This is a genomic window from Streptantibioticus cattleyicolor NRRL 8057 = DSM 46488 (genome assembly GCF_000240165.1).
Classification (GTDB): domain Bacteria; phylum Actinomycetota; class Actinomycetes; order Streptomycetales; family Streptomycetaceae; genus Streptantibioticus; species Streptantibioticus cattleyicolor.
Genome location: NC_017586.1, coordinates 687,374 through 713,316, shown reverse-complemented (window position 1 = coordinate 713,316; position 25,943 = coordinate 687,374). Strand labels below are relative to the sequence as shown.

34 protein-coding genes are annotated in these 25,943 nt (G+C 68.8%); 24 read left to right on the top strand and 10 right to left on the bottom strand.

Annotated features, from left to right (window positions below):
* Positions 1-524 precede the first annotated feature (524 nt).
* The 15 genes from SCATT_RS02835 (at position 525) to SCATT_RS38450 (ending at position 12,071) form a co-directional block, all read left to right on the top strand.
* The gene (locus SCATT_RS02835; RefSeq protein ID WP_014141402.1) at positions 525-833 is read left to right on the top strand and encodes a hypothetical protein; all 309 of its coding nucleotides are present in this window, start codon (positions 525-527) and stop codon (positions 831-833) included.
* A 155-nt stretch (positions 834-988) separates the two neighbouring features.
* Positions 989-1,429: a DUF6197 family protein gene (locus SCATT_RS02830; protein ID WP_014141401.1), complete on the top strand. Its 441-nt coding sequence runs from the start codon at positions 989-991 to the stop codon at positions 1,427-1,429.
* A gap of 20 nt (positions 1,430-1,449) precedes the next feature.
* Positions 1,450-2,286: a ParB N-terminal domain-containing protein gene (locus SCATT_RS02825; RefSeq protein WP_014141400.1), complete on the top strand. Its 837-nt coding sequence runs from the start codon at positions 1,450-1,452 to the stop codon at positions 2,284-2,286.
* Between the two features lie 65 nt (positions 2,287-2,351).
* Positions 2,352-2,789, top strand: a complete 438-nt coding sequence (locus SCATT_RS38885; RefSeq protein ID WP_014627390.1) for a hypothetical protein — start codon at positions 2,352-2,354, stop codon at positions 2,787-2,789.
* The gene (locus tag SCATT_RS02815) at positions 2,786-3,277 is read left to right on the top strand and encodes an RNA methyltransferase (RefSeq protein WP_014627389.1); all 492 of its coding nucleotides are present in this window, start codon (positions 2,786-2,788) and stop codon (positions 3,275-3,277) included. The genes SCATT_RS38885 and SCATT_RS02815 overlap by 4 nt, the downstream gene beginning before the upstream one ends.
* A complete protein-coding gene (locus SCATT_RS02810) occupies positions 3,274-3,762 on the top strand; it encodes a RusA family crossover junction endodeoxyribonuclease (RefSeq protein ID WP_014141397.1) in 489 nt (162 codons plus the stop codon). Before SCATT_RS02815 ends, SCATT_RS02810 begins: the two co-directional genes overlap by 4 nt.
* The gene (locus SCATT_RS02805) at positions 3,759-4,763 is read left to right on the top strand and encodes a hypothetical protein (protein WP_014141396.1); all 1,005 of its coding nucleotides are present in this window, start codon (positions 3,759-3,761) and stop codon (positions 4,761-4,763) included. The genes SCATT_RS02810 and SCATT_RS02805 overlap by 4 nt, the downstream gene beginning before the upstream one ends.
* A gap of 125 nt (positions 4,764-4,888) precedes the next feature.
* On the top strand, positions 4,889-5,389 hold the full coding sequence (locus SCATT_RS02800) for a single-stranded DNA-binding protein (protein WP_014141395.1): 501 nt from the start codon (positions 4,889-4,891) through the stop codon (positions 5,387-5,389).
* Positions 5,390-5,734: 345 nt separating this feature from the next.
* Positions 5,735-6,304, top strand: a complete 570-nt coding sequence (locus tag SCATT_RS02795; protein ID WP_231905032.1) for a hypothetical protein — start codon at positions 5,735-5,737, stop codon at positions 6,302-6,304.
* 73 nt (positions 6,305-6,377) lie between these two features.
* The gene (locus SCATT_RS02790) at positions 6,378-6,611 is read left to right on the top strand and encodes a hypothetical protein (protein WP_014141393.1); all 234 of its coding nucleotides are present in this window, start codon (positions 6,378-6,380) and stop codon (positions 6,609-6,611) included.
* 69 nt (positions 6,612-6,680) lie between these two features.
* On the top strand, positions 6,681-7,385 hold the full coding sequence (locus SCATT_RS02785; RefSeq protein ID WP_014141392.1) for a hypothetical protein: 705 nt from the start codon (positions 6,681-6,683) through the stop codon (positions 7,383-7,385).
* Complete coding sequence (locus SCATT_RS02780) at positions 7,385-8,296, top strand: hypothetical protein (protein ID WP_014141391.1); 912 nt, start codon at positions 7,385-7,387, stop codon at positions 8,294-8,296. The genes SCATT_RS02785 and SCATT_RS02780 overlap by 1 nt, the downstream gene beginning before the upstream one ends.
* A gap of 363 nt (positions 8,297-8,659) precedes the next feature.
* On the top strand, positions 8,660-9,562 hold the full coding sequence (locus SCATT_RS02775) for a hypothetical protein (RefSeq protein ID WP_014141389.1): 903 nt from the start codon (positions 8,660-8,662) through the stop codon (positions 9,560-9,562).
* 1,223 nt (positions 9,563-10,785) lie between these two features.
* A complete protein-coding gene (locus SCATT_RS02770) occupies positions 10,786-11,256 on the top strand; it encodes a hypothetical protein (protein WP_014141386.1) in 471 nt (156 codons plus the stop codon).
* 305 nt (positions 11,257-11,561) lie between these two features.
* On the top strand, positions 11,562-12,071 hold the full coding sequence (locus SCATT_RS38450) for a hypothetical protein (protein ID WP_162130497.1): 510 nt from the start codon (positions 11,562-11,564) through the stop codon (positions 12,069-12,071).
* A 677-nt stretch (positions 12,072-12,748) separates the two neighbouring features.
* Here the strand turns inward: SCATT_RS38450 and SCATT_RS02760 are convergent.
* The 4 genes from SCATT_RS02760 to SCATT_RS02745 all read right to left on the bottom strand — a co-directional run bounded on the left by SCATT_RS02760 (position 12,749) and on the right by SCATT_RS02745 (position 15,198).
* Positions 12,749-13,249, bottom strand: coding sequence for a hypothetical protein (locus SCATT_RS02760; RefSeq protein WP_014141384.1), 501 nt, complete (start codon positions 13,247-13,249; stop codon positions 12,749-12,751).
* A 184-nt stretch (positions 13,250-13,433) separates the two neighbouring features.
* Complete coding sequence (locus SCATT_RS02755) at positions 13,434-14,087, bottom strand: hypothetical protein (protein WP_014141383.1); 654 nt, start codon at positions 14,085-14,087, stop codon at positions 13,434-13,436.
* A 97-nt stretch (positions 14,088-14,184) separates the two neighbouring features.
* Positions 14,185-14,715 (bottom strand): hypothetical protein, encoded by a 531-nt coding sequence (locus SCATT_RS02750; RefSeq protein WP_231905031.1) that lies wholly within the window; start codon positions 14,713-14,715, stop codon positions 14,185-14,187.
* Positions 14,716-14,814: 99 nt separating this feature from the next.
* On the bottom strand, positions 14,815-15,198 hold the full coding sequence (locus SCATT_RS02745; RefSeq protein ID WP_014141381.1) for a hypothetical protein: 384 nt from the start codon (positions 15,196-15,198) through the stop codon (positions 14,815-14,817).
* A gap of 172 nt (positions 15,199-15,370) precedes the next feature.
* On the opposite strand from SCATT_RS02745, the gene SCATT_RS40255 reads away from it, so the two are divergent.
* From SCATT_RS40255 to SCATT_RS38445, 8 genes are all read left to right on the top strand, one after another.
* Positions 15,371-15,499, top strand: coding sequence for a hypothetical protein (locus SCATT_RS40255; protein WP_014627384.1), 129 nt, complete (start codon positions 15,371-15,373; stop codon positions 15,497-15,499).
* Between the two features lie 430 nt (positions 15,500-15,929).
* Positions 15,930-16,217, top strand: a complete 288-nt coding sequence (locus SCATT_RS02740; RefSeq protein WP_014141380.1) for a hypothetical protein — start codon at positions 15,930-15,932, stop codon at positions 16,215-16,217.
* 86 nt (positions 16,218-16,303) lie between these two features.
* Positions 16,304-16,693, top strand: a complete 390-nt coding sequence (locus SCATT_RS02735) for a hypothetical protein (protein WP_014627381.1) — start codon at positions 16,304-16,306, stop codon at positions 16,691-16,693.
* Positions 16,694-16,778: 85 nt separating this feature from the next.
* Positions 16,779-17,975, top strand: coding sequence for a DUF3560 domain-containing protein (locus tag SCATT_RS02730; RefSeq protein WP_014141378.1), 1,197 nt, complete (start codon positions 16,779-16,781; stop codon positions 17,973-17,975).
* A 73-nt stretch (positions 17,976-18,048) separates the two neighbouring features.
* A complete protein-coding gene (locus tag SCATT_RS02725) occupies positions 18,049-18,777 on the top strand; it encodes a hypothetical protein (RefSeq protein ID WP_014141377.1) in 729 nt (242 codons plus the stop codon).
* Between the two features lie 292 nt (positions 18,778-19,069).
* On the top strand, positions 19,070-19,744 hold the full coding sequence (locus tag SCATT_RS02720; protein WP_014141376.1) for a hypothetical protein: 675 nt from the start codon (positions 19,070-19,072) through the stop codon (positions 19,742-19,744).
* A 513-nt stretch (positions 19,745-20,257) separates the two neighbouring features.
* Positions 20,258-20,530, top strand: a complete 273-nt coding sequence (locus SCATT_RS02715) for a hypothetical protein (protein WP_014141374.1) — start codon at positions 20,258-20,260, stop codon at positions 20,528-20,530.
* A gap of 230 nt (positions 20,531-20,760) precedes the next feature.
* Positions 20,761-20,907, top strand: coding sequence for a hypothetical protein (locus SCATT_RS38445; RefSeq protein WP_157894806.1), 147 nt, complete (start codon positions 20,761-20,763; stop codon positions 20,905-20,907).
* Positions 20,908-21,026: 119 nt separating this feature from the next.
* On the opposite strand, the gene SCATT_RS02705 is transcribed toward SCATT_RS38445, so the two are convergent.
* A complete protein-coding gene (locus SCATT_RS02705; RefSeq protein ID WP_014141372.1) occupies positions 21,027-21,626 on the bottom strand; it encodes a hypothetical protein in 600 nt (199 codons plus the stop codon).
* A 75-nt stretch (positions 21,627-21,701) separates the two neighbouring features.
* Entirely contained in the window at positions 21,702-22,148 is a 447-nt protein-coding gene (locus tag SCATT_RS02700) for a hypothetical protein (protein WP_014141371.1), read from the bottom strand.
* Positions 22,149-22,354: 206 nt separating this feature from the next.
* Between SCATT_RS02700 and SCATT_RS02695 the strand changes: the two genes are divergently transcribed.
* The gene (locus SCATT_RS02695; protein ID WP_231905030.1) at positions 22,355-22,855 is read left to right on the top strand and encodes a hypothetical protein; all 501 of its coding nucleotides are present in this window, start codon (positions 22,355-22,357) and stop codon (positions 22,853-22,855) included.
* A 432-nt stretch (positions 22,856-23,287) separates the two neighbouring features.
* On the opposite strand, the gene SCATT_RS02690 is transcribed toward SCATT_RS02695, so the two are convergent.
* The 4 genes from SCATT_RS02690 to SCATT_RS39310 form a co-directional block, all read right to left on the bottom strand.
* The gene (locus SCATT_RS02690; protein WP_014141369.1) at positions 23,288-23,524 is read right to left on the bottom strand and encodes a hypothetical protein; all 237 of its coding nucleotides are present in this window, start codon (positions 23,522-23,524) and stop codon (positions 23,288-23,290) included.
* Between the two features lie 83 nt (positions 23,525-23,607).
* On the bottom strand, positions 23,608-24,474 hold the full coding sequence (locus tag SCATT_RS38440; RefSeq protein WP_410176202.1) for a hypothetical protein: 867 nt from the start codon (positions 24,472-24,474) through the stop codon (positions 23,608-23,610).
* Entirely contained in the window at positions 24,474-24,926 is a 453-nt protein-coding gene (locus SCATT_RS02680) for a hypothetical protein (RefSeq protein ID WP_014141367.1), read from the bottom strand. The genes SCATT_RS38440 and SCATT_RS02680 overlap by 1 nt, the downstream gene beginning before the upstream one ends.
* Positions 24,927-24,939: 13 nt before the next feature.
* On the bottom strand, positions 24,940-25,371 hold the full coding sequence (locus SCATT_RS39310; RefSeq protein WP_231905028.1) for a hypothetical protein: 432 nt from the start codon (positions 25,369-25,371) through the stop codon (positions 24,940-24,942).
* Positions 25,372-25,943 lie beyond the last annotated feature (572 nt).

The window sequence follows — 25,943 nt, the reverse complement described above, 5'->3', positions numbered from 1 at the left end:
GCCCTGCGTCCCTCCTGAACCTGTGTGCTTCACCCGAGCCTTCTTCACCGGCACGCCGGAGGACCTCATCTCTTGGCCTCAGGCAGTAGCGGCACTGGAACGCACGCCGCACCCCATGAGCGAACGGGACCTGCGTCGGAAATTCCGTGCGTCCGGGGGTCGCACGTACCGGCTCCCAGGAGTGCGCGGCGAACTCGTCAGCCGAAGCGCCATATACGAATGGCACCGCGACTACTGGAACGGCTGGCTGCGCATCAAGCCACGAACAGTGCATTGCTGCTCCGACGCCGCCAACAGTGCGTAACGCTGCAGTCAGTAGGCGTAGCAGAGCCCTGGTCGATCCGTCGGCCAGGGCTCTTTGCTGCTCGTCCCACCTCCCCCCGTTCCTCTTGCAGTTGCAATAGGAACGGCGTAATATCGGGATCGCCGACGGGGCAACGGATCCGACCGTTGCCGACCAACCCCCCTGCGAGGAACCCGATATGACCCTCACGAATCGCCCGTTAGGGCTTGCGCAGGCTTCCGTGCGCGTCATCTCGCCCGACTCCCTGGCCCGCTGGCGAGTGAGGTACGCCGCTGCTGCTGCCTCAGCCCTGGGCGCTGACGGCTACGACGAACACCCCATCACCGCCCGTCGGGCCGTCCTCAACATCCTCAACCGCACCGCCGCGGCCGTGGTCGGGCTTCCGCTGACCACCGGACAGGTCGTCACCCGTTGCCGCGACTGCCGGGGCTTCCTCGCCGACACCGACGCCACTTTGCACGAGACCGTCTGGCGCTGCCCGGACTGCTGGGACGACTACCTGACCAGCAACCCGCACCTCTGGGACTGACCCACAACCCGGACCGTCCCCGGGGGTGAATCCACATCCCCTGGACCGGTCCCCAACCGACCGCCGGGCAGGCGGTCGAGCGACCTACCCCTCCCCGCCGCTCCCGCCTGCCCGGCGCACCACCCCAACCAACAGACCACAGAGACGGAACACCCATGCCCGAAACGCCTCCCACCGAGCAAGCCATCACCCTTCGGTGGGCCGCCGTGTACATCGACTTGTACGGCCTGTACACCGGCGACGAAGCGTTCGCCGCGTCCACCGGCAACGCCCTGGACGTACCCGCGGCCATCTACCAGGCCGCCAACGACGGCGTGCTGCCGAGTGAGTTCGCTCTGCCCAGCATCGAGGCGATCGAGCGCTGCAAGTCCCGCATCATCACCAACCCGGTGGCCATGGACACCATCAGGACGCTCTCGGCCCACCTCAACTCCGATGCGGTCGGTGCAGCCGCCGCGGCGATCGAAGCCGACCCCATCGACGCGCTGGCCGCATGGCCCGACCAGCCCGGCGTCACGCAGGAGGTGGTCACCACCGCACTGCGTGCCCTGGCTCAGACCCTCACGGACACCGGCAGCCCATCCGCTGCGGCCTAACCTCAACGAAAGGAGCCGACATGAACGGCAAATCCTCCGGCGCCGCCGACGGCACGACCGGGCCGGCCGCCCGCATCGCAATCATCACCCCCGAGATGGCAACGGAGTACCTGCGCCACAACACGCACAATCGCAAGACGAAGCCCAAGCACTACCGACAGATGGTCCGGGACATCGCCAACGGCTCCTGGGACCTCAACGGCGAGACGATCAAGATTGCCGTCGACGGAACGATCCTCGACGGGCAGCACCGGCTGACCGCATGCGTCGAGGCCGGTAGGCCGTTCACGACGTTCATCATCACCGGCCTCCCACAAGAAGTGCAAAGGTCGATGGACGTAGGGGCTCGCCGCAGCATGGCAGACGTCCTGGGTATCGAGGGCGAGAAGCACACCTCCTACCTGGCGCCGATCCTGCGACTGGTGTGGATGTGGGACGCCGGGGACCGCAAGTTCAACGGCAACACCACGCCCACCGTCACAGAGATGAATGCCCTCCTCGCCCGACAGCCGCAGCTGAGGCGCTCAGCGGAAGTCGCCGCGACGACGTACCGCTCCTTCCGCGCTCTGTCGCCCAGCGCCGTCGGCACGGCCCACGCCCTGTGCAGTCGAACATCCGCCGGTGATGCCACCTGGTTCTTCGCCAGACTCGCCGATGGCGCTGAACTGCCCGTCGGCCACCCGGTGTACGCGCTGCGACGCCGTGCCCAGTCCGACAGAGACGTCAACCGCGTGGTGACCACGGCGACGCAGGTCGCCTACGTCATCCGCGCGTGGAACCACCTTCGGGAGGATCCCACGCGGGACGTCGCACTGATCCGTCACTCGGCCAACCGCGACATTCCCGAACCCCTCTAACTCCCCTCCAGCACTCGCCGTGCAACGGCCCGCGTCACGGCGCGGGCCCCAACCTGGAGACTTCCATGAGCGACGCTCCCACCTCCGCACCGTCGGCCGAGGAGGTAGCACGGGCCCACGCCTACCTCGCAGCGGCCAGTGCCGGCTTCTACATTCCGCTGGAGGACTGGGCCGGGCGTGAGGACGGCACCGCGACGACGGGCACCTATGGCGACGGCACCACCCTGACCCACCACCCACGCGGCATCCCGTTCGAGCTCGCGGCTCCGTGTGCCAGGCACACCACTCACACCACCCGGCTGCGATGGCCCCACGAACTCAAGACTGCCCTTCAGGAAGCCGAGGCGTGCAGCACCAGTACGGAAGAACACCCTCCACCGTCCGCGGGCTGGTTCGTTCCCCGTGTCCCTCCCAACCGTCCGGCAGCACCGGAGCCCACGAACCTCGGCGTCGAGCAAGACCCCATCGTCGTAACCCCTCTGCACACCAAGGACAACCAGTGACCACCACCACGTTGGCGCTCCCCACCACCGGCGAACCCCGACGCGGCTACTTCGCCATCGGGATCTACGCCACCAAGACCAGCCGTAACGTCGGCATGCTCTGGCGGGCTGCAGCCTTGTACGGCGCAGCGTTCGTCTTCACCGTGGGCGCCCGCTACCGCCACCAGGCCACCGACACCTGCAAGACGCCCCTGCACACGCCGCTGCTGCACTTCTGCGACCTCGAGGACCTGGTCGAGCACCTGCCGCACGCGTGCCAGCTCGTAGGAGTCGAGATGTCCGAGAACGCGGTACCGCTGACGCGCTTCGTTCACCCAGCGCGGGCCGCCTATCTCCTCGGCGCTGAGGACACCGGTCTGCCTGCACCAGTCCTGGACCGCTGCCACACCCTTCTGACCGTCCCCACCATGCTCCCGATATCGCTGAACGTGGCCGTCGCTGGCTCCATCACCCTGTACGACCGCCACGCCAAGGCGGTGGCACGGTGAGCACCCAAGCTCAGCCACTGTGCGGCCCGGACCCGGTGTTCGAGATGGTGGTGTGGGGTATCCCGGGGCCGCAGGGCAGCAAGACCCCAAAGGGATACCGCATCAGCCGTAACGGTAAGCGCGTCCCCGTCCTGGTCGAGTCGTCCGCGAAGGTGAAGCCCTGGCGTGAGGCCGTAGCAGCAGCTGCCCGCGTCCGGCTGCGCTCGCTGCCACGGTGGACGCTGCTGACCGAGGCCCTGGCGGTGGGGATGCACTTCACCATGCCGGCGCCGCAGCGTATGCCTCAAGGGCGTGTCTACCCGAGCGTGTATCCGGACCTGTCGAAGCTGGTGCGCAGCACTGAGGACGCCCTGACCGGCGTGGTGTGGAAGGACGACGGCCTGATCGTCGCGTACCGGGGCCTCAGCAAGACGTATCCACACCTCGGGCCGTATGCCCTGCCGCGGCCCGGGGCCCTCCTCACCGTCTGGACCGTCCAGCCGTGACCACCGCATGTCATCTACGCACCGACCGGCTGCTGATACGCCGCACCGTGCGCAGCCTGCCCGCCGCCGTACACGTCCGCGCACTCCGGCTGATCGGCATCCCTGACCCCGTCACTGCGACCCACGTACGCACCACGCCCGACGCCGTGCGGCGGGCCGCCGCGATCCGTCCCATCGGCTGGGACGTCGAGCGACGCCTGCTGGCCATACCCATCCTGCCGTGCGGCCGGCTCACCGCCCCGACGCGGTCCCTCGGCACCCGCCGGCGGCTGGCTGCGCTCATGTGGAAGGGATGGCCCCCCTCTGCCATGGCTGACGCGCTCGGCTGGCAGTCGGCATACATCGACTGGGTACTCGAAGGAGAGTCGACCACCCGCCCCATCACCGTCTTCGACCGTCTGAAGGCGGCGACCCTGTACGACCACTGGTGGAACGCCTGTCCCGAGGATCACGGCGTGCCCGGCAACGTGGCGCACGCAACCCGGCGCACAGCCGTGGAGCGCGGCTACGCCAGCCCGCTGGCGTGGGACGACGACCGTATCGAGGACCCCCGGGCCAGAGCTCAACACGGGTGGCAGGGCGGCGAGTCGCGAATCGTCGATCACGCCGCCGTCATCCGGGCTCTGGAAGGCGAACGCGTCCCGCTGCACCTCTGGGACCGGGCGGCAGCCATCGAGTACGGCACCCGTCGGCGTCGCATGGACCGCTCCGCCATCGCGCTCGCCCTAGGCATGAAGCCCCAGTCGGTCGGCAGGTCATGGGAACGCATCAAGGCTGCGGCGAAAGCTCGCGGCGAGACCTGGCCCTACGATCCGACGTGGGCCCTGGACCGCGACAACGACGCACACCGCACCGTCGACCTCGCTGACATGCCCGGGCCGCACCCGGCCGATCTCCAAACGGCGCCTGCCGCACCAAGACCGGCTCGTATCCGACGTACCACCAGGCCAAGCTCGCGCGGAAGCCCCTGCGCCGCCGGGCCGGACGCCAGCACTTGGTGATCTACGAATGCCGGTTCTGCCCGGCCTACCACCTCGGCAACGAGCCAGGGCACGCCAGCTACAGGTGTGCCGGCTCACCACCCCTCAACGCAATCGCCAATCCGACGGAAAGGCAGGCTCTTGCCATGCCAGGAGAGACGATCATCACTGTCGTAGGCAACCTCGTGGACGACCCCGAGTTGCGCTTCACGCCATCCGGTGCCGCGGTCACTAAGTTCCGCATCGCCTCCACTCCCCGCACCTACGACCGGGACACCCAGGAGTGGAAGGACAGCGAGAGTCTGTTCCTGACCTGCTCGATCTGGCGCCAGGCAGCTGAGAACGTGGCCGAGTCACTCCAGCGCGGCATGCGCGTCATCGTGCAGGGCCGGCTGAAGCAGCGCACCTACGAAGACCGTGAGGGCGTCAAGCGGACGGTCTACGAACTCGACGTCGACGAGGTCGGCGCCTCGCTCCGCAATGCCACGGCCAAGGTCACCAAGGTGCAGCGCCGTGTCGAGGGGTGGGGCAACAGCTCGTCCTCCGCGGCTTCGACGGAAGCGGCAAGCACCTGGGGCAGTCCGCCGGCCGACGACCCGTGGACCAGCCAGCCCGCCAATCGCGCTGACGCCGCGCCGCCGTACTGACGGCTGCCGCCGTACCCGTCGCACCTGAGTGCCGTCAACCACGAGCAGCGCAGTGCCGGGTCCGGGGACGGCTCCGGACCCGGCCGCCAAGACCCGCCGTTGATCACCCCCGATTGCTCGGCGTTGTTGTCCTGGGAAGCACACCAGTTCCTATTGCAAACGCAAGAGGAACGGCGTAGATTGAAGGCAACGTCCCCCCCGTGAAAGGAGGGCCACGAAAAGTGTTGCGCGCTCGGATTGTCGAATCCAGATGACCCCCGCGCTGTAATCCCTGAACGAATTCTTGCACGCGCGGAATGCCGCTCCTACCCGTCACGAATCAGCGCCGAGCAGAAGGGCACCCCAGTGACGACTGAACCCCCGCAACAGAACACTCCGGCCGCAGAACTGCCTTCCTGGTTGGAAGAAGCCGAAGCGGCCTACGAAGAGACACAAGCTGCGGAACGCAACTCAAAGCTGATCCAGTCCAAAATGACCGCCGACCGCATCAACGCCCGCCTCGCGGCGCTCGGCATCACCCCCGCGAAGCCCGCATACGGTACGCCTACCGGTGTGGTGCCGGCCGTGCTGGTGCCCGCGGACCCGGAGGCTGAGTTGTACGGCGTCCACGCGGACTGGACGCGAGCGACCACAGGCATACGCCTCCTGGTCAGTGACTACGAAAGCACCGAGTATCGGTTCAACGGGGTGCTCCCTTACGGAGACCTGGAAGAGCTGCCCGACATCCCGCGCGCCCGCCGCATGGGCCCGCCCGGAGGACGCCCACCGCGCCCACTGAGCCTGCGCGAGCTCGCGATCAGCGACCTACCCATCACCAACGCCCCCGCGGACCCGATCGCTACGCAGGTCAATCTGCTGCGTGCCGCCGTCCTCCACTTCGCCGACGCCATCGCGCGAATGGCCAACACATCCTGACGTCCCTTACAGCCTCTGCTCCTGCGCCCGCACGACCAGCCTCGGGCGCAGGTGCAGTCCTCAGAGGAGCCCCATGAAGAGCTATCGCGCTCTTTACGGCGGTAAGTCGGCGACCGCCATGCCCGTCGTCTACCTCGGGATGCCCAGTGCCGGCATCACCTACCAGTACTTCTTCGTCCAGCTCGACAAGGACCCCGGATACGGCCCGACGTCCTTCGGACAGATCGACCGGTCGCAGCTCGCATTCCTCGAACCGGTACCCGACCCCATCCCCTGGTGGAGCACCGCTCCGACCAACGCCTCCTAACCCTGACGCATGCGGTGACGTCCCGGGCCCGCACGACCAGCCCGGGACGCCCCAACCGGAAGGAACCCCATGCCCGACATCGGATGGGACAAGCTGACCGCCGAGCAGCGCCAGCTGATATCCGAGTACATCGGCACCGCCCAGCCCGCTGGCGTCGAGCAGTTGGTCATGTGCGCCCGGATCATCCACGACCTGGCCCACCACGACCACGCCTCGCAGTCCGTGGACTGGTTCAGCATCAACCTGACGTGCTACATGGGCGAGCGCACCGGCCATCTGCTGCGCCGCCTGCTCAACGCCGAGGCCCTGGCCGAGCGCTACAGAGCAGCATGGCTGTCCGCACGCGCCAGATCCCACCGGGCTACAACCTGCGCCGTTCCGCTCAGCATTCACTGGGCCCGCCATGTGATCTACCCCGGCCCGGCCTCAGACGAGGACACCATCGTGTGCTGCATGACCGATGACGGCCGCCCCGCCGCGCTGTTCCTCGACGACGATCTCCGCGAGGCCCTGGGGGCGGCACTCCTTGACCCGAACGGTGAGGCAGACCAGGACGGGCAGAACAGCGTGCCCAACGCTGGCCCGACGTCTGAGACTCCCGCGCAGGCGAGTGGCGCGCTTGGGAAGGACACCCGCGACGGCAGCCAGCCGAAGTCCGCGGGCGAGTTCACCCGACCGACTGCCACGCACACGGGGCACGCTCTCCCATCCGGGACTGCGGAGGGTAGGGCTGACTGCCCGTGCCTGCGCATAACGCCGGGGAGCGGGCACTGATGCCTCGTATCGCGTACGTTGAGAGGCGGTTCAGTGCCGCCAGCCTCGACATCATCGCCAAGGCCGAGGCGATCTGCGGCGAGTACATGCGACAAGGGTTCGACCTGACGCTGCGCCAGCTGTACTACCAGTTCGTCGCCAGAGATTTCCTGGCCAACGCGCAGACCGAGTACAAGCGGCTGGGCAGCATCATCAACGATGCACGGCTGGCCGGGTTGCTGGACTGGGACTACATCGTGGACCGCACCCGGAACCTGCGCGGCCTGTCCCACTGGGACGCGCCGGAGTCCATCATCCGATCCGCTGCCGCCGGCTACCGCACCGAACGATGGGCCAACCAGCCACATCGCGTCGAGGTCTGGATCGAGAAGGACGCCTTGGTCGGTGTCATCAGCGGCGTCTGCCAGCGCAACGACGTCGACTACTTCTCGTGCCGTGGCTACACATCCCAGTCCGAGCTGTGGGGGGCGGCGCAGCGGCTGGCCCGGTACGAGCGGTCCGGGCAGAAGCCGGTTGTCATCCACCTCGGTGATCACGACCCGTCTGGGATCGACATGACTCGGGACATCGCAGAGCGACTGCGGTTGTTCGGCGCGGACGTCGATGTCCGGCGGATCGCACTGAACATGGACCAGGTGGAGACGCACCAGCCGCCGCCGAACCCCGCGAAGTTGACCGACAGCCGTGCGAGCAGCTACGTCCGGCAGTACGGGCGCAGCAGCTGGGAGCTGGACGCTCTCGACCCCACCACGCTGGATCGAATCATCGAAAGCGAGATCCGGGCTTGGCGGGACGCCGAACTGTGGGACGCGGCCACCCAGCGGATGGAACGCGAACGCCGCCTGCTGAAGGCCGTATCCGGGCGCTGGCATGAGGTTGCCGCGCTGGTCGCTGAGGGCGGTGACCGTTAGTGGCCAGCCACGCTCAGCAGAGCTGGAACCGAGGCAAGACCGGGGGGACCGCGCCGGGGCGCACCCTGGTGGGGCCCGGCAAGTGCCCGGTCGAAGGGTGCGGCAGGGAGGCTACGGGCACGACGACCCCGGTCGGCATGTGTCGCGTCCACGTGGACGGCTCCAGAGAGCCGGCCCGTACCTACTGCGAAGGCTGGTGCGCCGCCTACGGGCTCGCGCTCGCGGAACTCCGAGCACTGCCCGTGGAAGACGGAGACGACTGACGAGCCAACTCGGCGTGGACGTCCCCTGATCCCCGTACCACCCGGCGGCTCCGGGCCCGCACGACCAGCCCGGAGCCGCCTCCAACCTGAACGGACAACCATGACCAACCCCATCCCTGAGTTCTTCCAACCGGGCCGCACCTACCTCGACATTGGCGGCGGGTACCGGGCACCGGAGCTCTCCGTCCTGTTCTACGTGGAGCACGTCACCCGCCATCCGGCCCGCGGACATCTGCGGGCGGTCGGCTGGGCCAAGCACCCGGTGTCCGAGAGCCGCTGGTTCGGCCACTTCCAGGACGAGGAACAGTACGACACCACGACCTGGTATGACGTCACCGATTCCGTGAGCTTCCCCGAGTTCGCGGACCGCGCCTGCTACACCCCGGGCGAGGTTCGCAATGCCCTGGAGAGGGCCGAGGAGCGCGACCGGTACCGCACAGCCTGGTACTCCGCTCGCGCAAGAGGCTCCAAGCGCACATCTCATGAACGCGAGATCCTGTTGTTCCGTCTCCTGCGCGACAACCGCGAGCTGCGGGCGTTCGCCACGCTCGCGCACCAGGCCGCCGACGTGATCGCCGCAGCGCGGGACGCCGCTTGGGCGGAGCTGGACCGAGCCAAGCGCTTGATGGACTCCGACCCCATCGTCGCCCCCTGTCCCGTCTGCGCTGCACCGTCAGGTGATTCCTGTACGGAAGCCGGGCGCCAGGTCGACACACACCTGATGCGCATCCCCGCACACCACCGAGCCATCCGTGCAGTGCTGGACGCCGAGATCCCGGCGGCGCAGCCAGTGCCAGCACCGCCCGAAGCACCGCCGTGCGCAGCAGAGTTCGGCGGCCTCGGCTATACCCGCTGCACCGTCCGCGGGCCACACGATGAGCACCAAGCACCTCCCGGCACACTCCGCGGCGTCACCTGGCGCTCAGGGGACATCGACAGCGCCCGCGTCTACCAAACCGAAGATCCGCAGGAGCATCACGGTGACCACCCGGACCAGTACTGACTTGGCAACACAAGTGCGGGACGGGACGGTCCGCTGGACCGACAGTCGGCCGCCCGCCACCGTTCCGGCGATTCAACGTGATCTAGGGATCCCAGCTGTGCGGCCACCGACGTACCCGGTGCCCTACCCCTCGGTAGAGGCAGCGTTCCGTGCACGCACGCGGCCGGTCGCGGGCGGCCACCTGGAGTGGACTGGGCCTCGGCAAGCCAATGGCACCCCAGTGTTCCGGCACCGCGGCAAGATGTACACCGCGTCCCGGATTGCCTTCCGCCTCCGCACCGGACGCGAACCCCAGGGATACGCACAGCCAGAGTGCGACATGGACCACTGCGTCGAACCGGCGCACATCGAAGACACCCCCGGCCGCACGCGCCTGCGAGAACAGCTCCGGTACCTCGGGGGCGGGCGGTCACGCCCGTCGCAGTGCCGCAGTGGCCATGACCAAACCCTGCACGGCCGGTTGTATGCCGATGGCCGCGCCTACTGTGCGATCTGCCGACAACGGCCGAACGACCAACCCTAGCTAGCGGACGAGCGCCCGGCCCAGCCGTCACTACCGAGGCGGCGCCGGGCGCTTCCGCGTCCAGAGCAGCCTCAGAGGACGATGACCATTCGCCATCCGCCTACCGTCGCCCAGCTTCTGAACCTCGCCGACCGAGCTGAACGCCGAGGACTGACCGCAGCCGAGGCCGCTCGCCTCCGCGCCGGCCTGCGCGACCTGGCCTCCGAGCAAGCCGCCGCTGTCGCCACCGTAGCGGAACTGCGCAATGCCAACGGGCGACTACGCACCCGCCTGCGCCGCAAGGCCGCGCCCCGGCGCCCCCCCGGCCGTCCCACCATGCCCACCAATCCTGGCAAGGACACCGACGCAGCGGTGCGACGCGCAACCGAACTCGGGTACCACTGGCTCCACATACCTGCCAAGCGCGCCGCCGGCGCCGCCGTCCTCGCCGCACTCACCAATAACGAATCTCCACCAGGAGACCTACCTGAGCCGATTCCAGGACGCCATCAACGCCACTGACCCGCACCCCGGGGGGCCGCAGGTGAGCGACCGGTAACCGGACCTGGACCCCAGCTCTCGCCCGATCCCTCGGCTCGTCGCAGTGAGCGCGGCGACACAAGCGATCAACACCTCACCGCGACGGCGAGTGCCATCCCGTAATGGTGAACCGGGTGAGAACCACCCACGCCTCTTCCGCAATTCCGCTAGAAGGAGGGCCATGACAAACCCGGACGACCCGCAGCTCATCGAAGTGATGTGGCGGGCGACTGACCTAACAAGAGCCTATCTCGCGCAGGACCGTACCTCGGTCACCGCCTGCGTCGCGGACCTGGACACCGAACGACTGGAGCGGATCCTGGTCTGGCTGATCCTCGATCACGACAACATCTTCGACAACCTGGGCGAGCCATCCATGGAGGTGCGCGAGATCGACGCGGTGGCCGCACTGGCCCCGCCAGAGATCGAGCTTGCGACGACAATGGCCATGCGTAGGGTCGCCGCAGGGGAGATGGGGCTCGGCCGAGCGGTGGAGAGCCTGGCGCCGCTGGGCCGTGTCCACGCCATCACGATATGCACTGTGGTCATGATGCTGGATGCACTCGGCCGCACCACTGCCGTGGAGCTACTCGACCATGCGATAGCGGAGTTCGAGAGGACCGGATACGCCAGGCCCTACACGATCACGTGACGCATCCGCTCCTCCGTATCTTCCCTGGCCCCGAAAACAGCCCTGACGGGAAGCCAGGGATCGCCGAAAGGTACTCGGCGGGAGTCGGCTGCGGTTAGCCCGTACTGGCTACCGGCGGTGTCCTGGTCGCGGCGGACGTCCCGGTCCGTGGAGGAGGGACAGCGTTCAGCGGCAATATCCAGTCAACATCACGGTACCGTCAAAAGCCCGCTCGAATGCGTCGGATTCTGGCAGAGTTCCCCGTACCTACCGACACAGCTTCCCTGGGGGGAACTCCCGTGCGCCGCAGCACCGCCACTGTCACCATGACCGCAGCACTCCTGCTCACTGCCGCTTGCTCCAGCAGTGCGAGTGACCCGCACTCGAACGAAGCGTTAGGCAAATCCAGCACCCCCACGGCCCCGTCATCGGCGGCCGGTTCGGCCGCCAACGCCTCCGCAGCGTTCAAGACTGTCGCCACCGCAGTGCCCACGGCGCACCTCACCGGAACCGTGACCGCCGAGAACGACCCGAATCATCTCCTGGGGCGGCCGAACCAGTACACATCCAAGGTCACGTTCTCGGACTCCCGGGTCCCCGCCGGCGACACCAGCCACCTCGATGCCACCGACATCGGCAAGGGCGGCGCCATCGAGGCGTTCGCCACACCCGCTGACGCCGAAGCCCGCGCCAAGTACGTCCAGGCCGTCACCAAGTCCATGCCGGCACTCGCTGAGTACGACTACCAGCACGGCACCATCCTGATCCGCGTCAGCCACTTCCTGACCCCCGCACAGGCCGCGGCGTACAAGACGGCCGCCGACAAGATCAGCTGATCCGCTGAAGGCGGCTGGCAGCCCTCGGCACGGCGGCGACATGGCGTCGAGGGCAGCGAGCCTCGGCCGGGCTGATCCGGATATCTCGATCGGAACGCGTAACACCCGCGCGCACCGTCCGCTCGGGACTGTGGCCGAGAGAAGACCCCCGTCACACCCGCCAGGTCATGACACCCGCCAGTTGACCGGCAGGTCATGACCCTCGCACGCGCAGCCAACCCGGCCCTGGCAACGGACTGCGCAGCCCGGGGCCGTGCTGTGCCGCCGAGTCAACGGCACGAGCCGGGCGGGGTGCGTCCGTTGGCGTCCAGCATGGCGCGGATTCCCTTCGGTGCCGGTGGGTCACCCCGGGTGGTCGTGCGTGCCGGGGTGGCCCTGGGATCGGTCAGGCGCGGCTGACGGAGTCGGCGGCGAGGGCGGCGATGCACCGGAACGCTGCATCTCAGCAGCGACGGGCCGCGTATTCGCCTGCCAGGTCGTAGGTCGTGGAGGTCTGATACCGGCGCAGCTTCTCCTCGTTGCCGCGGGCGAGATACCGGGCAGCGGTGTTGAACTCCTCGTAGCTCAGGTCGACCGGGTTCCATCTGCTCGGGTCGCACAGGTGCCGGTCGAGGGCGAGTGCGTTCCTCGTGGAGGGGCTGCTCCGGCTGGTCGTGCGTGCCGGAGCAGCCCGGGGGTTAGTGGGTGTTGGCTCCTGCGGTGAGGCAGGGGGAGCAGGGGCGGCCGTGGCAGTCCGGGCAGCCGGGGGAGTACGGGCCGCTTACGCCGATGGAGCAGGTGTACACGCAGTGCTGGTCCGGGATGTGCACGGGGCTGGCAGGCGTGATCACGGCGATCAGCTCGTCGGCGCGCACTTGGAAGTGCGGTCGTAGGCACACCCAGCCGTCGGTCGAGGCGTTCCTGCGCCAGAGTCGGCAGCGTTCGCAGTGGGCGTCCACCGGGACGGGGCGGGCGTCGTAGGGCGCCGCGACGTAGGTGGCGTAGCGCATGATGCGGTAGGGGCGGCTGACGGGTGCGTCGACGTCACCGACGACCAGGTCGCCAGCGGTGACGTGGTCGGCTCGCTTGATGGTCAGGTGGCTCAGGCTGTAGCCGGCCGGGAGGGGGCGGACCGTCTGAGGGTCGGTGGGACGGTCGTAGGCGACGGCGAGGAACAGTTCGACGGGTTCGGGGTTCACGAGTGGCGCTCCTGGCGGTTTATGGGTCCGTCCCCGGCCGGTCGTGCGCGCCGGGGGTGGCGGGCGGTTCGCTGCTGAGGTCTCTGTTTCTGTCGGCCGGGGGCCGTGCTGACCGGCCCCCGTCGCCCCGCCTGTACCCGGTGCCGACAAGGTACTTAAGTCGGCACCGGATATCTATGGTCGGTCAGGCGCGCAACTCCGCAGCGAAGTCGGCGCCGGATTGCGCGATCCAGCGGCGCACGGCACCCTTCCACGCCTTCATGCGGTCGTTGCTGCTGGCGCCCTCCATTGCCTTGGCTTCGGCCTTGGCCCGCTCCACGGTGGTGGGCAGCTCCGCTTCCATGGCCGTCAGCCATGCCCGGACCGGCTGCTCGGCCGCGGGGTTGCCGGTCACGGTGACGACGAACGCAGCGTTGCCGCGCTTGCTCTTCGTCTTGATCGACGTGTAGGTGATCTGCCCGCCGCCGAGTGCTGAGACGATGGCTGTGATTCCGTCGCGGCGTTGCTTGCCCGCCTGGTCGAGGTTGTTCACCTCGACAGTCCACTCGCTGCTGCTCTCGACGGGGCTCCCCTCGGGCACTGGGGCCGGCTCTTCCTCGGTGGTGTCGGTCGCCGGGGTCTGGGGCTGGTCGAGGGCGGGCGCGGCGTCGGGGGCTTCCGGTGACGTCTTGCAGTAGCCGGTGGTGTATCCGCGCTCCGTGGCGTAAGCCATGGCGTCGGCGGGGGAGGTGATGTCCTTGAGGGTCCTGCCGCCGATGCGGTGGCAGGTGCAGTTCCAGTGCAGGTAGACCTTGGTGCCCGTCGCCGTCTTGCGCTCGGCCGCGGTGAAGGTGGTCATTGCGTTCCCTCCGGGTTGGGGCGGGATGTTCCCGCCGATGTTCTTAGTGTAGTCGGTGCCGACCTGTTTTACAAGTCGGCACCGACTTAGAGTGGAGCTAGCAGGACAGCTCCCGGCGGACCCGCTCCATCAGCCGTGCCAGCCGCTCGGTGTCACTGCGCAGCCGCTGGTACGTCGTCAGCAGCTCCCGGGTGCTGAGCGCCAGTAACTTCGCCGTCGCCTGGGCGACGCTGTACTCCGGGGACGCGGCGTACGTCCCGGCGGGGGAGCACAGCGGGGCGGCTTCGGCGATCCACCTGGCCACCGCGTAACGCTCGTCGGGTGACAGGCCGATCGTGGACAGCTGCATCACGGCCAGCAGGTGCTCCACGAAGACCAGCTCGCCGTCGTGGGCTGGCACTCGCACCGTGGCATCCGGCGCGTGGACGGTCCACGGATCCCGAGCGAGGCAAGGGATCGGGGTCCTGCCGGCCAGGTGCAAGGTGGACGCGCCGGTGAAGGCGGCGGTCCAGGTGTGCTGGACCGTGTGCCACTTGCCGTTGTGGAGGACCAGCATGCCGGGTGCCAGCTCGGCGAGGGTGGCGGACAGTCTTAGGCAATCCGCCCCGTGCTTGTGATCGGTTTCCAACTCAACCTCCCGGTTGTTCCGGCGGGACTCTCCCGCCCTCACACCCTTAATATTAGTCGGTACCGACCGCAAAAACAAGTCGGTACCGACTAAAAGTTGCTAGAGGTCGATGCCGGTGAAGTCGGACAGGTACCGGCGGATGGCCTGCTCCATCTCGGTCATCCCCACCCCATCCGCCAGGGATGCGGCGGTGGCGGGAGTGATCAGCGTCAGGGAGTGCTTCTCGCTGGTGCCGGTGGTCACTCCGTAGTCGGCGAACCGGAACGCGTTCACGTCCAGGATGCCGACGGCGGGGTTGATGACCGTGATGGTCACCCCGTCGTAGGCGTCGTACCGGAAGGTCTTGCTCAAGGAGCAGGTGACGACCAGCTCGCCGATCCGGACTGTCTCGTGACGGCCGTTGACGGTCGCTATGGAGATCACCCGCTGGAGCGGGTGGAGGAGATTCAGCACCGTTCGGTGGTTGACGGGCTTGACGGTCATCGGATCCTCCCGATCCTGGGCGGGCACCTCCCGCCCTCACGCTTACTATAGTAGTCGGCGCCGACTTAAAAAACAACTCGTCCACGGGCGTGAGAATGAAGTCGGTGCCGACTAGGATTACGAACATGAGGGGGGCGGAACGGAACCGCCCGCCGGATCCGAGGGGGACCCGATGCGCATACACGACCAGGGCTGCTGCTGCGACGAACACTGCGAGCCCGGATGTTCCGCCCGTCAGCCCGTCGAGGCCGAGGGCCGCGATCGTGTCGACGACTACGAGGCCGACTACCGGTATCTGTGATGCACGGCGGCGTCGGGGCCCGGGGCGCCGCGGGCGGCTGGGCTCCGGCGCTGGCGCTCGGGCTCGCCGGAGTTGCACAACCCTTTGCCGCAAGTAGCCGGTATCGACTTGAAAACCGCGTCGGTACCAACTAAATTTGTGGATGTGGGCGGGACCGACCCGCCCCGGAACAACGGAAGGAGGCACCGTGAGGCGTCTGGGGGTCGGCGACCTGATCGCCGCCGTGATCATCGCGGTCATCGGCTCGGCGATCATCACCGCCGTGGCCTTCGGCCACTGAGCCCCGGCCGTCCCGGGATCGCACGACCAGCCCGGGACGGCCCCCTGGGCGCACCCTCCAGACGCCGCGCCCCATCAGCGGGTGCTCCCTCACCGCGCCGCGCCCGACCCCCAGCGGGCGCGGCGCTCCCACGACCGAGAAGGCAAACCCATGACCACCACGACCGATCAGAACATCGTCAACACGGGGCCCTTCGACCCCGAGGCTCGATACACCACCGCCTCCCACTGGGGCGTCAGCTATGAGACCGGCCGAGACATCCGGGGTGCCGTTCTCCACGTCACGCACGTAGACGTAACGCAGATTGCCCCCGGCACGCACGCCGTCACCCACCACCCCACCCACCACGGCCAGCAGTTCCCTAACCTCCGGACCGCCCAGGAGTACGCCTGGCGGGTAGGGCTGACCACCCTCCTCCAGCCGCGCCACCAGCGGTAGAAGCCCCTGTCCCACGCCGCGCTCGGCCGCACGACCGGCCGAGCGCGGCCCAGCCACCACCATCCGTGGAGGAACCGATGCCCAGCATGCCAACACCGGAAGCATCCGCCACCGCCGAGATCCTCTCCGTCGCCGAATCCACCATCGCTCGCGCCGACAAGAAGCGGCAGGAGCTGGCCACCGACATGGCCGCCGGCTCCTTCCACATCGACCCCCTCAGTCTGGGGCCGGTCCTGCGCGCGCAGGCCGCCGCCCTCCCGTGGCGCCAGGTTCGCGCGGAGATCCAGTCCGGCCTGGCCCCCGTCGCGGCTCTGCTCGACGTCCGCGCCGAGCTGACCCGGCGACTGCTCTCCATGAGCGAGGGGGTTCAGGCGGACGGTCTGCTCAACGAGTTCGAGCGCATGGAGCGGGAGGCGTCCCGCGACTTCCTCCGCCTCACCGCCCGCTTCGCCAAGCACAAGCAGCCGTCCGCCTGAACCCCAACCGCCGGTCTGTCCCTGCCACTCAACCGGGCAGGGACGGACCGGCACCCCCGACCCACCGACGAGAAAGGGAACACCCGTGGCCGACACGGACAGCGCCCCCGCCTGCGCCCAGCACGGCCCCATGGCGCTGCGCATGGCCGAGACGTCCGAGCAGGGGTTCACCGGCACCTGGTATGCCTGCACCGCTCCGGCGTGCTGGAACGCCCACCTCCAGCCGTCCGAGGAGCTGCTGGCCCAACTGGCGGAGCAGGGCACGCACCGGGGAACCATTACCATCACCCACACCCGTGCCGACGGCACCCTGCTGGAGGGTTCCCGCAAGGGTGACGGCGTGTGGGAAATCGTCCGCCCCCACCAGTTCACCTGGGGCCGCTCCCTGCCGGGCGTGCTGTTCATCCGGCATTCCCGGGACAAGCGGGCCGACCACTGGTCCATCCGCCGCGCCGCCGAGGCGCTGCGCGCGGCTGGTTGGACCGTCGAGATCCGCGTGGACGAGGACACCCGCCGCTCGTTCGCCGAGGCCGAGGCCGACCGCGTGGCGCGTTCTGCGGCACGCGCCGAGCGGTTCCAGGGGTACGCCGGCAACGCCGCGGACCGGTCCGCGGCGGCCCACGCCACCGCGCGCCGGATCGCCGACGGGATACCGCTCGGGCAGCCGATCCTCCTAGGGCACCACTCGCAGCGGCGGGCGGAACGCGACCGGGACCGCATCTGGAGCAACACCGAGAAGGGCGTGAAGGAGGCCGACAAGGCCGAGTACCTCGCCCGGCGGGCGGCGGCGTCCGCGTCGTACGAGGAGTTCCGGAAGAACCCGGGGGTCACGCTGCGCCGTATCGCGAAGCTGGAGGCGGACCTGCGGCGGGTGCACCGCCAGATCGCTGCTGAAACTCAGCATGGCGACGGCTCGGAGAAGGCGTCCGCATGGGTAGCTGAGCTGAACCGGCGCAAGGCGGAGCTGGAAGAGGAGATCGCCTATTGGCGGCAGGTGATCGCCGAGGCGGAGGCGGACGGCTTCAAGGTCTGGGGAAAGGCTGACTTCGCCAAGGGCGACTTCGTGGAATACCGAGGCACCTGGTACGAGGTGCTGCGAGTGAATGCCAGGTCGGTAACGATCCCGCACATTCACAACGGCATCGGTCGCGCGGTTGTCCGGAAGGGGGACGGACACCTCGATTGGACGTGGACCGCGCCGTATGACGGGGTGACGGGGCGCAAGTCGGCTGAGGAGATGCAGCAGCAACTCGACGCAGCCCGGGACAAGGCAGCCGAATAGCTCGCACCTTCGCTGCGCCCGGCCACGCACGACCAGGCCGGGCGCAGCGCCACAACATCATGCAGGAGTTGCAGTGTTCATACAGAAGATCCAGGCGGGGGACGGCACCACCACCGGGTTGTGCAGCGAGGACCACGCCATCGTGATGCTGCGGCGAGCGGTGGACCGAAGGTTCCCGCTGGAGGCCACCCGCACCGGGGGATTGGTCATCACCCGCGACGTCTGGTCGACGGGCAGCTCGACGCCGTCGCGGCGGACTGTGAGCCTGGAGCCGGCCAAGCCCCTTGGTGTCATGACGCCGACCATGCGCCAGGACCTGGAGGCGATCGCCGACTCGGACAGGGCGTATCGGGTGGACAAGGCGGAGATGCCGTTCCGCGATCGCGTCGGGCGGATCATGCTGGGTTTCTACTCGGTGCCGCCGGCCGCAGCCCGGCGGCTCGTCGAGCGCGGCATGGTGGTCCTTGGTCTGCCGTACGAGGACACGTCCCACGGACGGTTGAAGGAGATACGCACCCCGGTGCGGGTGGTGCTCGCGGCTCGGCTGGCCATGCTGGCTGCTGATCACCGAACCAGCACAGGGGAACCCCGCGGCTATGTGTACCCGGCGGACATCGGCATGAGCGGCACGGTCGGCTTGTGCAAGCCGGGGCGCCGTTCCGGCCGGGTGTACGACGGCTCCAGCGTGGCGAGTTGCACGTGCGGATGGTCGCAGTGGACGGAAGACCGTGAGGTCGCGCGGCGGGTTGCTCGGGAGCATCGGCGCGAGATGGCGTCTGCGGCCTTGAAGCGACTCACCTAACAGTGACACGAAGCCGCGCCCCGTTGCGGAGGATCAGGCGGGGCGCGGTTCTGTCCGATAGGGAGGAGCGTCGGCGGCAAGGAGAAGCCGCGTGACGTCACTGCCTGGGGCCGTCTTCCGACTGTCGGCGGGCGCAGGCTGCGCCGGTGCCCCGGGTATTGACGTGCTCTCGTTGGCCTGGTTGGGGCTGACACATCCCTTCAATCGCAAAGTCGGTACCAACTAGGAATTCGAGTCGGCATGGGTTAACATGAAGTTGTGAGGGGGAAGCGCCCCCGAGAAGGGAGTCCTGGTGACTGTCGTCAATGCCGTCATGCAGCCCGGCGAGTTGGAGGGAATTGCCCGCGAGTGGGCCGCGAGCGCGATCGCCAAGGAGGAAGACGCCCGCAGGGAACTCGCTGGACAGCTCGCCGCTGGCAAGCCGGCGAACACTCGCCTGTGGAAGAGCCTGTTGGTCGCCGAAGCCGAGGCGACCCCCTGGCATCTCGTGCTGGGGCAGCTGAATGCTGGCGCCGATGTCCTCAGGGCGGTTCGCGCCGCGCGGCACGCCCTGAGGGAAGCACTCGTGGAGTCCGGCGAGGACTTCGCCGACGACCTGGACGGCGCGGTGGCCCGAATCGGGCGCGAGGGCGTCCGGCACTTCCTGCGTCAGACCAAGATGTATGGCGACCTGGACGCCAGTACGGTGCAGGGCGAGGGTGTCGATGTCGTGAGCGTTCCGTTGGCGCTCCCGGAGCGGCGACGCCTGACGGGGGTGTCTGCACCGTTCTGGGTGTACTGCGAGGAGGCGAACGGATTCCTCATCGCGTCCTCTGACCCGAAGAAGGCCACCGGTGAGCCGTACCGTGTGGTGGGTATGGAGGTGGACCCGGAGGTGGGGCGCGGTTACCGCGTCGGGCGCACTCGGGATGGGCGGTCGATAGCTCTTGGCCACCCCGGCCGTCAGTTCTGGATCGCGCTGCGTTGATGGCCGCCCGGTGTGACTGAGGGTCGGTAAGTGGAGTCGGTGCCGACTTGTCAACTAAGTCGGCACCACTTATCATTGTAGCAGTCGGGACACTCACCCCTCGCAGCGAAGGAGTTGCAGGTGAACGAACGCGAACAGTCGGCGGTCAAACCGCAGACGCCGCCGGAGTGGAGGACATTCAAGGGCGTCACCGCCCCGTGCTGGATTTGGTGCAGCCTCACCTCGGGCGGTCATCTGTACGCCTCTGGCGACAGGAGTACTTGGGCGGCCGGTGAGCCGCGTCGCGTAGTCCGCACATGGATCAAACACTCCGTGCGCTACGCGGAGTTGGATGACGGTCACCACCTGCGGGTCGGCGGAGTCGCCACCAGGGCGTGGATCGCAACCAGCTAGCCAACTGCGCGGCGCCTCGGGCTCGCACGACCACCCCGGGGCGCCGTCCCAGCTGAACGACCACGACGGAACGGACAGCCGGAGTCGGGAACCCGACCCCTCGGAGTGAAGGAGGAACAGGTGAACAACGACCAGCAGCACAGTGCGCCCGAACCGCAGGCGGCACCCGAATGGCGGACGTTCAGAGGCGTCACCACCCCGTGCTGGATCTGGTGCGGCACTACCGGGGACGGTCGTCTGTACGCTGCCGGCGACCGGAACCGGGCCGATGGGGAACCCCTCCGAATGGTCCGGACGTGGGTCGAGAGGTACACCCGCATCATCGAACTGGCCGATGGGCGCATCGTGATCGTCGGCGGCCCCTCCACCAAGGCGTGGATCGCCGCCAGCTAGCCAACGACGGGGCGCCCCGGGCTCGCACGACCACCCCGGGGCGCCGCCCACCTCGAAGTTCGCATTGCACCAGCCTCTCTACCTACCGATGGGCCCCGGCGATGCCGGTCCCGGAAGACAAGGAACCCTTCATGCCGTGCAACGTCCCGAATCCGCGGCTGCGCCGGGCAGCTGCGGCAGCCATGCGGAAGTACTCCCGCATGGCCGACCCGCATGCCGCGACTCGCGCTGTGGAGCTCCAAGCCGCCGACCTGATAACGGACGTCCTGCTGATGTTCGGGCCTGAGGCTGCCGACCTCGTGCTGAAGACGGCCGTGGCGGCCTGGGAGCGAGAGCAGGCGTACACCGAACCGGTCTACGAACTCGCGGTCCAGTAGCAGGCCCGGACCGGTGAAGCCCCCGGACCCGATCAGGGGCGGGGGCTTCCGTGCGGTCGGCGATGAGCTTGAGTGGGACGCCCCCGGCTGCGTCTGCGGGGCGGGCGGTGCTGGGAATCTCAGCTGATGCGAGACCGTAGCCGCGCCATGTCCGCCGGCGTCATGTCCACGGTGGTGACGCCCAAGTCCCGACGCAACCGGTACCACTGGATGTACTGAGCTATCCGGGCGTCCGCGACCGGCAGTTGTCGTTGGGGCCAACGGTTGTCGGCGCCGATGGTCACCTGCTCGCCGCACCCGTTGGGGCATGGCCCCTTGTAGGCGGCACGGCGGCCGGGGCGTTCCTCCTCGAACGATCTCCCTTTGTGGTCGAACCCGAGACGGATCGTCCCGCCGTCCGTCGCGACGTAGACAGGCTGGCGGCATGACCAGCAAGCAGCGCTGTGGGTGAAGCGGAGTCCGGTGATCGTGACGGTCCAGCCGTCGCGCTCCGCGTGGGGGAACGGGGAGGGCAGCACACCAAGGTCCACCCAGGTCTTCCCGGAGCTGGCACCCCATGCTGCCGGCGGTGTTCCGGGCCCGGTCAGCGGGCGTTGCCCGGACCCCTTGCACTGGCCGAAGTAGGCCCGGTCGTAGGGGTAGTCGTGAGTGGAGGTGAGACCGTTCTCGGTAGTCCGCACAGGCTGGTAGCAGTACGGGCAGTACACGGTGGCAGCCATATGGTTCCGTTCGGTTCGGGCATGCAGATGGAGTGGCCCCGGGCTGGTCGTGCGATCCCGGGGCTGAGGCGTCGATCAGCGGCGGGTGAGTGCGTGCAGGCTGCTCAGCTGCGACCGGACAGCGGTGGACAACCGAGCTGCGGGCGCTGAGGCGGTGCACTCGGCCAGGGCGGCGGCGTTGATGTCATCGAGCAGCATGGAGGCTGCCACGGTGGTCAGCGGTATGACGACGCCGCGGTACCTGGCCCACTTGGCCTCGTCGGGGTAGCAGTTCCCGTCGCCCTGTGTGGTGTTCGCCTGGTCCGCCGCGTCGGCCTGCCGGGCGAGGTGGTAAGCGATGGCCCGCGCCTCGTTGGGGGTCATCACGGTGATCAGCTCGCGGCCTGCGAGGTCAGTGGTCCAGGTGACCATGCGGGAAAACGGTGCGTCGGGGCCCTTGAAGTAGTCCCTGGTGTGGGTGTCGGCGCAGGTCCAGTTGACAGCGAGTCGTGTGACCCGGGGGAACCAAGGGGCTTTGGGCATGTCCTGTCCTTCCAGGTGAGCGGGTTGCTTTGTTCCAGGATACCCGGTACCGACTTAAAGTAAAAGCCGGTATCGAACGATTGGGGATTTTTCGCGGGCCGCGAGAGGTGTGTCCGTGGGGGCGCTAGGGTGATGGGTTGGATGTACGCGACCTGCGGTCGGCGGCAGCTTGAATATGTAGTCGGTACCGGATACCTTGTGGGCTTATGACTGCCGACTCCACGGCTGGCGCCGCTGGCCGTATGCCTGAAACCGAACTGCCCGATATCTACAAAGGGCCTCTGGAAGGGTTCTTCCAGGACCTCGCCGATGCCGAACCCCTCGAACGCGCCAGGACCCTGTCCGACTTCATCCGGGACATCCCGGAACTCCAAAAGTTCGCCAAGCGGTACCGGCAACTCGCGGTCTTGGAAGCGCAGAGCCGCGGCATCCCGAACTTGGACATCGCCCGCGCCCTGGACGTGCAGGTGCAGCGCGTCTCCGGCATCGCGCGTGGACACAGCGGGGGCAAGGACGGCCGGCCCAAGGCCGACCCTACCGAGGCCAAGCTCGTGGCGGCCAAGAACAAGATCGCCAAGTATCAGACCCTTGCTGACGAAGCCAGCCCCAACGCGCCGAAGGCCCGCCAGAACTACCTGGACCAGGTCGCCAAGTGGACCAAGCGCCTCGAGGAACTGGAAGCGGCGTCCGAGGCGTCAGCTGGGTGAGCATCGTGCCGATCGCGGCCCCGTCACAGCGAGCCAGGCCCCGTACCTGCACGGTGCGGGGCCTACGTCTTGCCTTCCCGGGCACAGCTGTCCCGCGCTGGTGGAGAGGCAGCGATCGCCGGGACTGGGCCGGGACTGGGCCGATGCCGGTCCCGGTCCCGGTCCCGGACTGATCCTGGACCGGCCCCGGGACAGAGTCCCGGACTCCTGAGAACGGTGCAGAGGTACGGCAAACCGGGAGTGTCGCCGAACCGTGCTGGCCCGTTGTCCGGATCACCCCCCGGTGCGGGCCCAGCGCTGTCCCACTGCGCGGCCCGTTCGTCCAGCCAGCTGCGGAACAGCCATGAGACCCTGACGCGTTGGTCCCGGAGTTCCGCACGGACGGTGCGCTGCTCCTCTGCGGCGGGGTGCCTCCCAGTCATCTCCAACTGGTCATCTCCACCTGCTGAGGAATGCGGCGATGAGGAGGCCGGCGACGACAGCAGTCACCACGGCGGCGTCGCGGCGCTGCGGTCCGATCCACGACACGCGGCGTACGTGTTCGCCGTCGGGATAGTCGCCCCAGTGCGCAAATCCGCGGTGCCGCCAGCCGTGGCGCTCTGCGCCGAGATGGGTGAGGTACGGCCGGGACGTGATGCCGCACACGGGGCAGACGTAGGCGTAGGGCACAGCAACCTCCGGTAGACGACCGGTAGACGAGCGGGTAGAAGGCGCAGTAGATGGGGCCGGTAGATGCCGCGTGACCTGCGGATCTACCGGCCCCCAGTGGGGTCATGCGGCCGTGTCGGGGGAGTGGCCGGACGCGGGGCGACGGCGCGGCCCCGCCCCGCCCCGCCGCCGGCCCCGGGCGGGCCCTCAACGGCGGCCCCCGGGGCCCGGCCCGAAGCCCCCTCCTGCACCCGCCAGCCGGGGGCGGCCAGGGCCTCCCGCAGCGGGACCCCGAGGGAGGCCGTCAACGCGTCCGCGCGCACCCCCAGTTTGTTCTCCCCACGCACCTTGAGGTTCCGGGCGACGGGGATCCCGCGCCCCCTCAGCCAGGTGTGCAGGGCCTCGACGTCCTCCAGCGCGGGCAGGCCCGCCTCGGTGAGCATCGTGCGCAGCGTCGCGAGGTGGACGCCCGCACGCCCGGCGGCTGCGGCGTCGGCGATCGCCTCGACGACCAGGTGCACCATGCGCTCGGCGACGTCGTCCGGGTCCACCGCCGGCTCGTCATCCTCTGCGGGGTCCGGCTCGGTGTCGTACTCCCCCGCTGACATTTCATGATCGTTTAGGGTGGTCTGCTCTGCTCGCGGGGGAGAGACTGTCCAGGCCGCGAGCACCCAGCCGACCACGCCCGCGCCCGCGATCCACGAGCCGTAGCGGGCCACCACCCGCCACACGACGGCCCCGGCCGCCCACACCGGCGGGACGACAGCCACACCGGCCAACACCACAGCCCCCGCCATCTCCAGCGCCTTGCCGCCGGTGCGGGGCCGGAGCACGCCCAGGGCCAGCACGGCCAGGCGCCGCAGACCCCGGCCGCCGAGACTGACCAGGACCCGCGTCCCCGCCCACAGGTCCCGGCCGGCCTCACCCGCGCCCCGGAACGGGATCAGCAGTTCGTCGCGCAACCTGCCCATCATGCCGACCCGGTGAGGTGTCCGATGCCCATGCGTACTGCGGTGCTGGCGATGCTCCATACGCCCCCGGCGGCGCCGTACACCACGGCTGCGGAGATGCCCAGCACCGCGGGGATCCACATCCGTCGCCAGCGGGGCGCGAGGGTCGCGATCGTCAGCACCAGGGCGATGCCGCCCTGGCCCGGGTCGCCGAGGCTGCTGCCGTTGCCGAGCACGGAGGTCGGGATGCTGCCCAGGCCGTGAGCGACCGAGGCCCAGGTTCCCCCGGCCGCGACCATCAGCGTGCCGGACAGGATCCCGAACCCCCCAGCCCGCTCCTTGGTGTTGAGCTTGATGCGGTCGGAGCCTCGTACGCCGATCAGCAGGGCGACCGCGCTGGCCATGGCGAGGCCGGACAGGGTGATGGAGCCGAGGATCTGCGAGCCGAGACCGTCGGCGGCCAGGGTGATCACGACAGGGTGCCTTTCACAGGTGGGTGCCGGGGGCGTACAGGGCGGTGGCGAGCAGCGCGGAGGCGAGCGGGATGCGGGCGACCCAGCGCAGCGGCCACCACCAGCGGCGGGTGCGGGGCACGGTCAGCCACCACAGGCCGCCGCACAGGCCCGTCGCGGTGAGGAGCAGGGAGGTCGGTGCCGGGCCGAAACCCCAGCTGGCGCCGTGCTGCGCGAGCCAGGCCACGGGGTACGGCGCGCAGGTGCGGGCTAGCCAGGCGGCGCCGGCGGTGAGCAGTACGCGGGACGCTCGCGGCGCTGGTAGGACAGCGGCGACGCTGGGACGGCCTGCGATCTTCCAGGCCGCGGTCGCACCGGCCATGGCGAGAGCCAGGCCGACCACCGCGGTGGCGTTGCGTCCGGCCATGGGGAGGACTTGGCCGAGGAAGGGCTCGATTCCGGTCACGTGTCCAGCGGCTGCCGCCGTGCCGTTGAAGAGGATCACCCGGGGGGTCAGCCCGTTGTGATGTGTACCTGAGCCGGGCCAGGCATCGGGGGCTGGATGCCAACGGCGGCGCGTGACTGGCTGGCCAGGGGTAATCCTGCTGGCGGGTGCCCCCGGCCCGGGCGGGTCGCGGTCTTCGACCTGCGGTGGTCCGCCGTGTTCGTCAGCGTCGGTGCGCTCTTCCTCCTGGCCGTCTTCCGGAACGTCGTCCTGCTGGCTGGGAGGGGAAACCCGCTGGCGGTCCGGACCGGTCCCGTCATGGTCGGTCTCGTCCTGGACCTCGTTGGGCTCGGTGCCGGACGATCCCGCTGGGTCGGGCGTACTTGGGCTGAGGTCGGCGGTCTCGCCCTTGCGCCAGTCGGGCAGCCGTCCTGCGCCGCCGGTGTGGCGGGACGTGGGCGGGATCGAGCGATCGTCGGTCCCTCGGGCCAGTTCACTGGTCCGGGCCTGGTCCGGGACCAGTCCCGGACGCTCCCGCTCGGTCCCGGATTCGTCCTGGCCGGTCCCGTCCGGGCGCTGGTTGCCGGCATGCT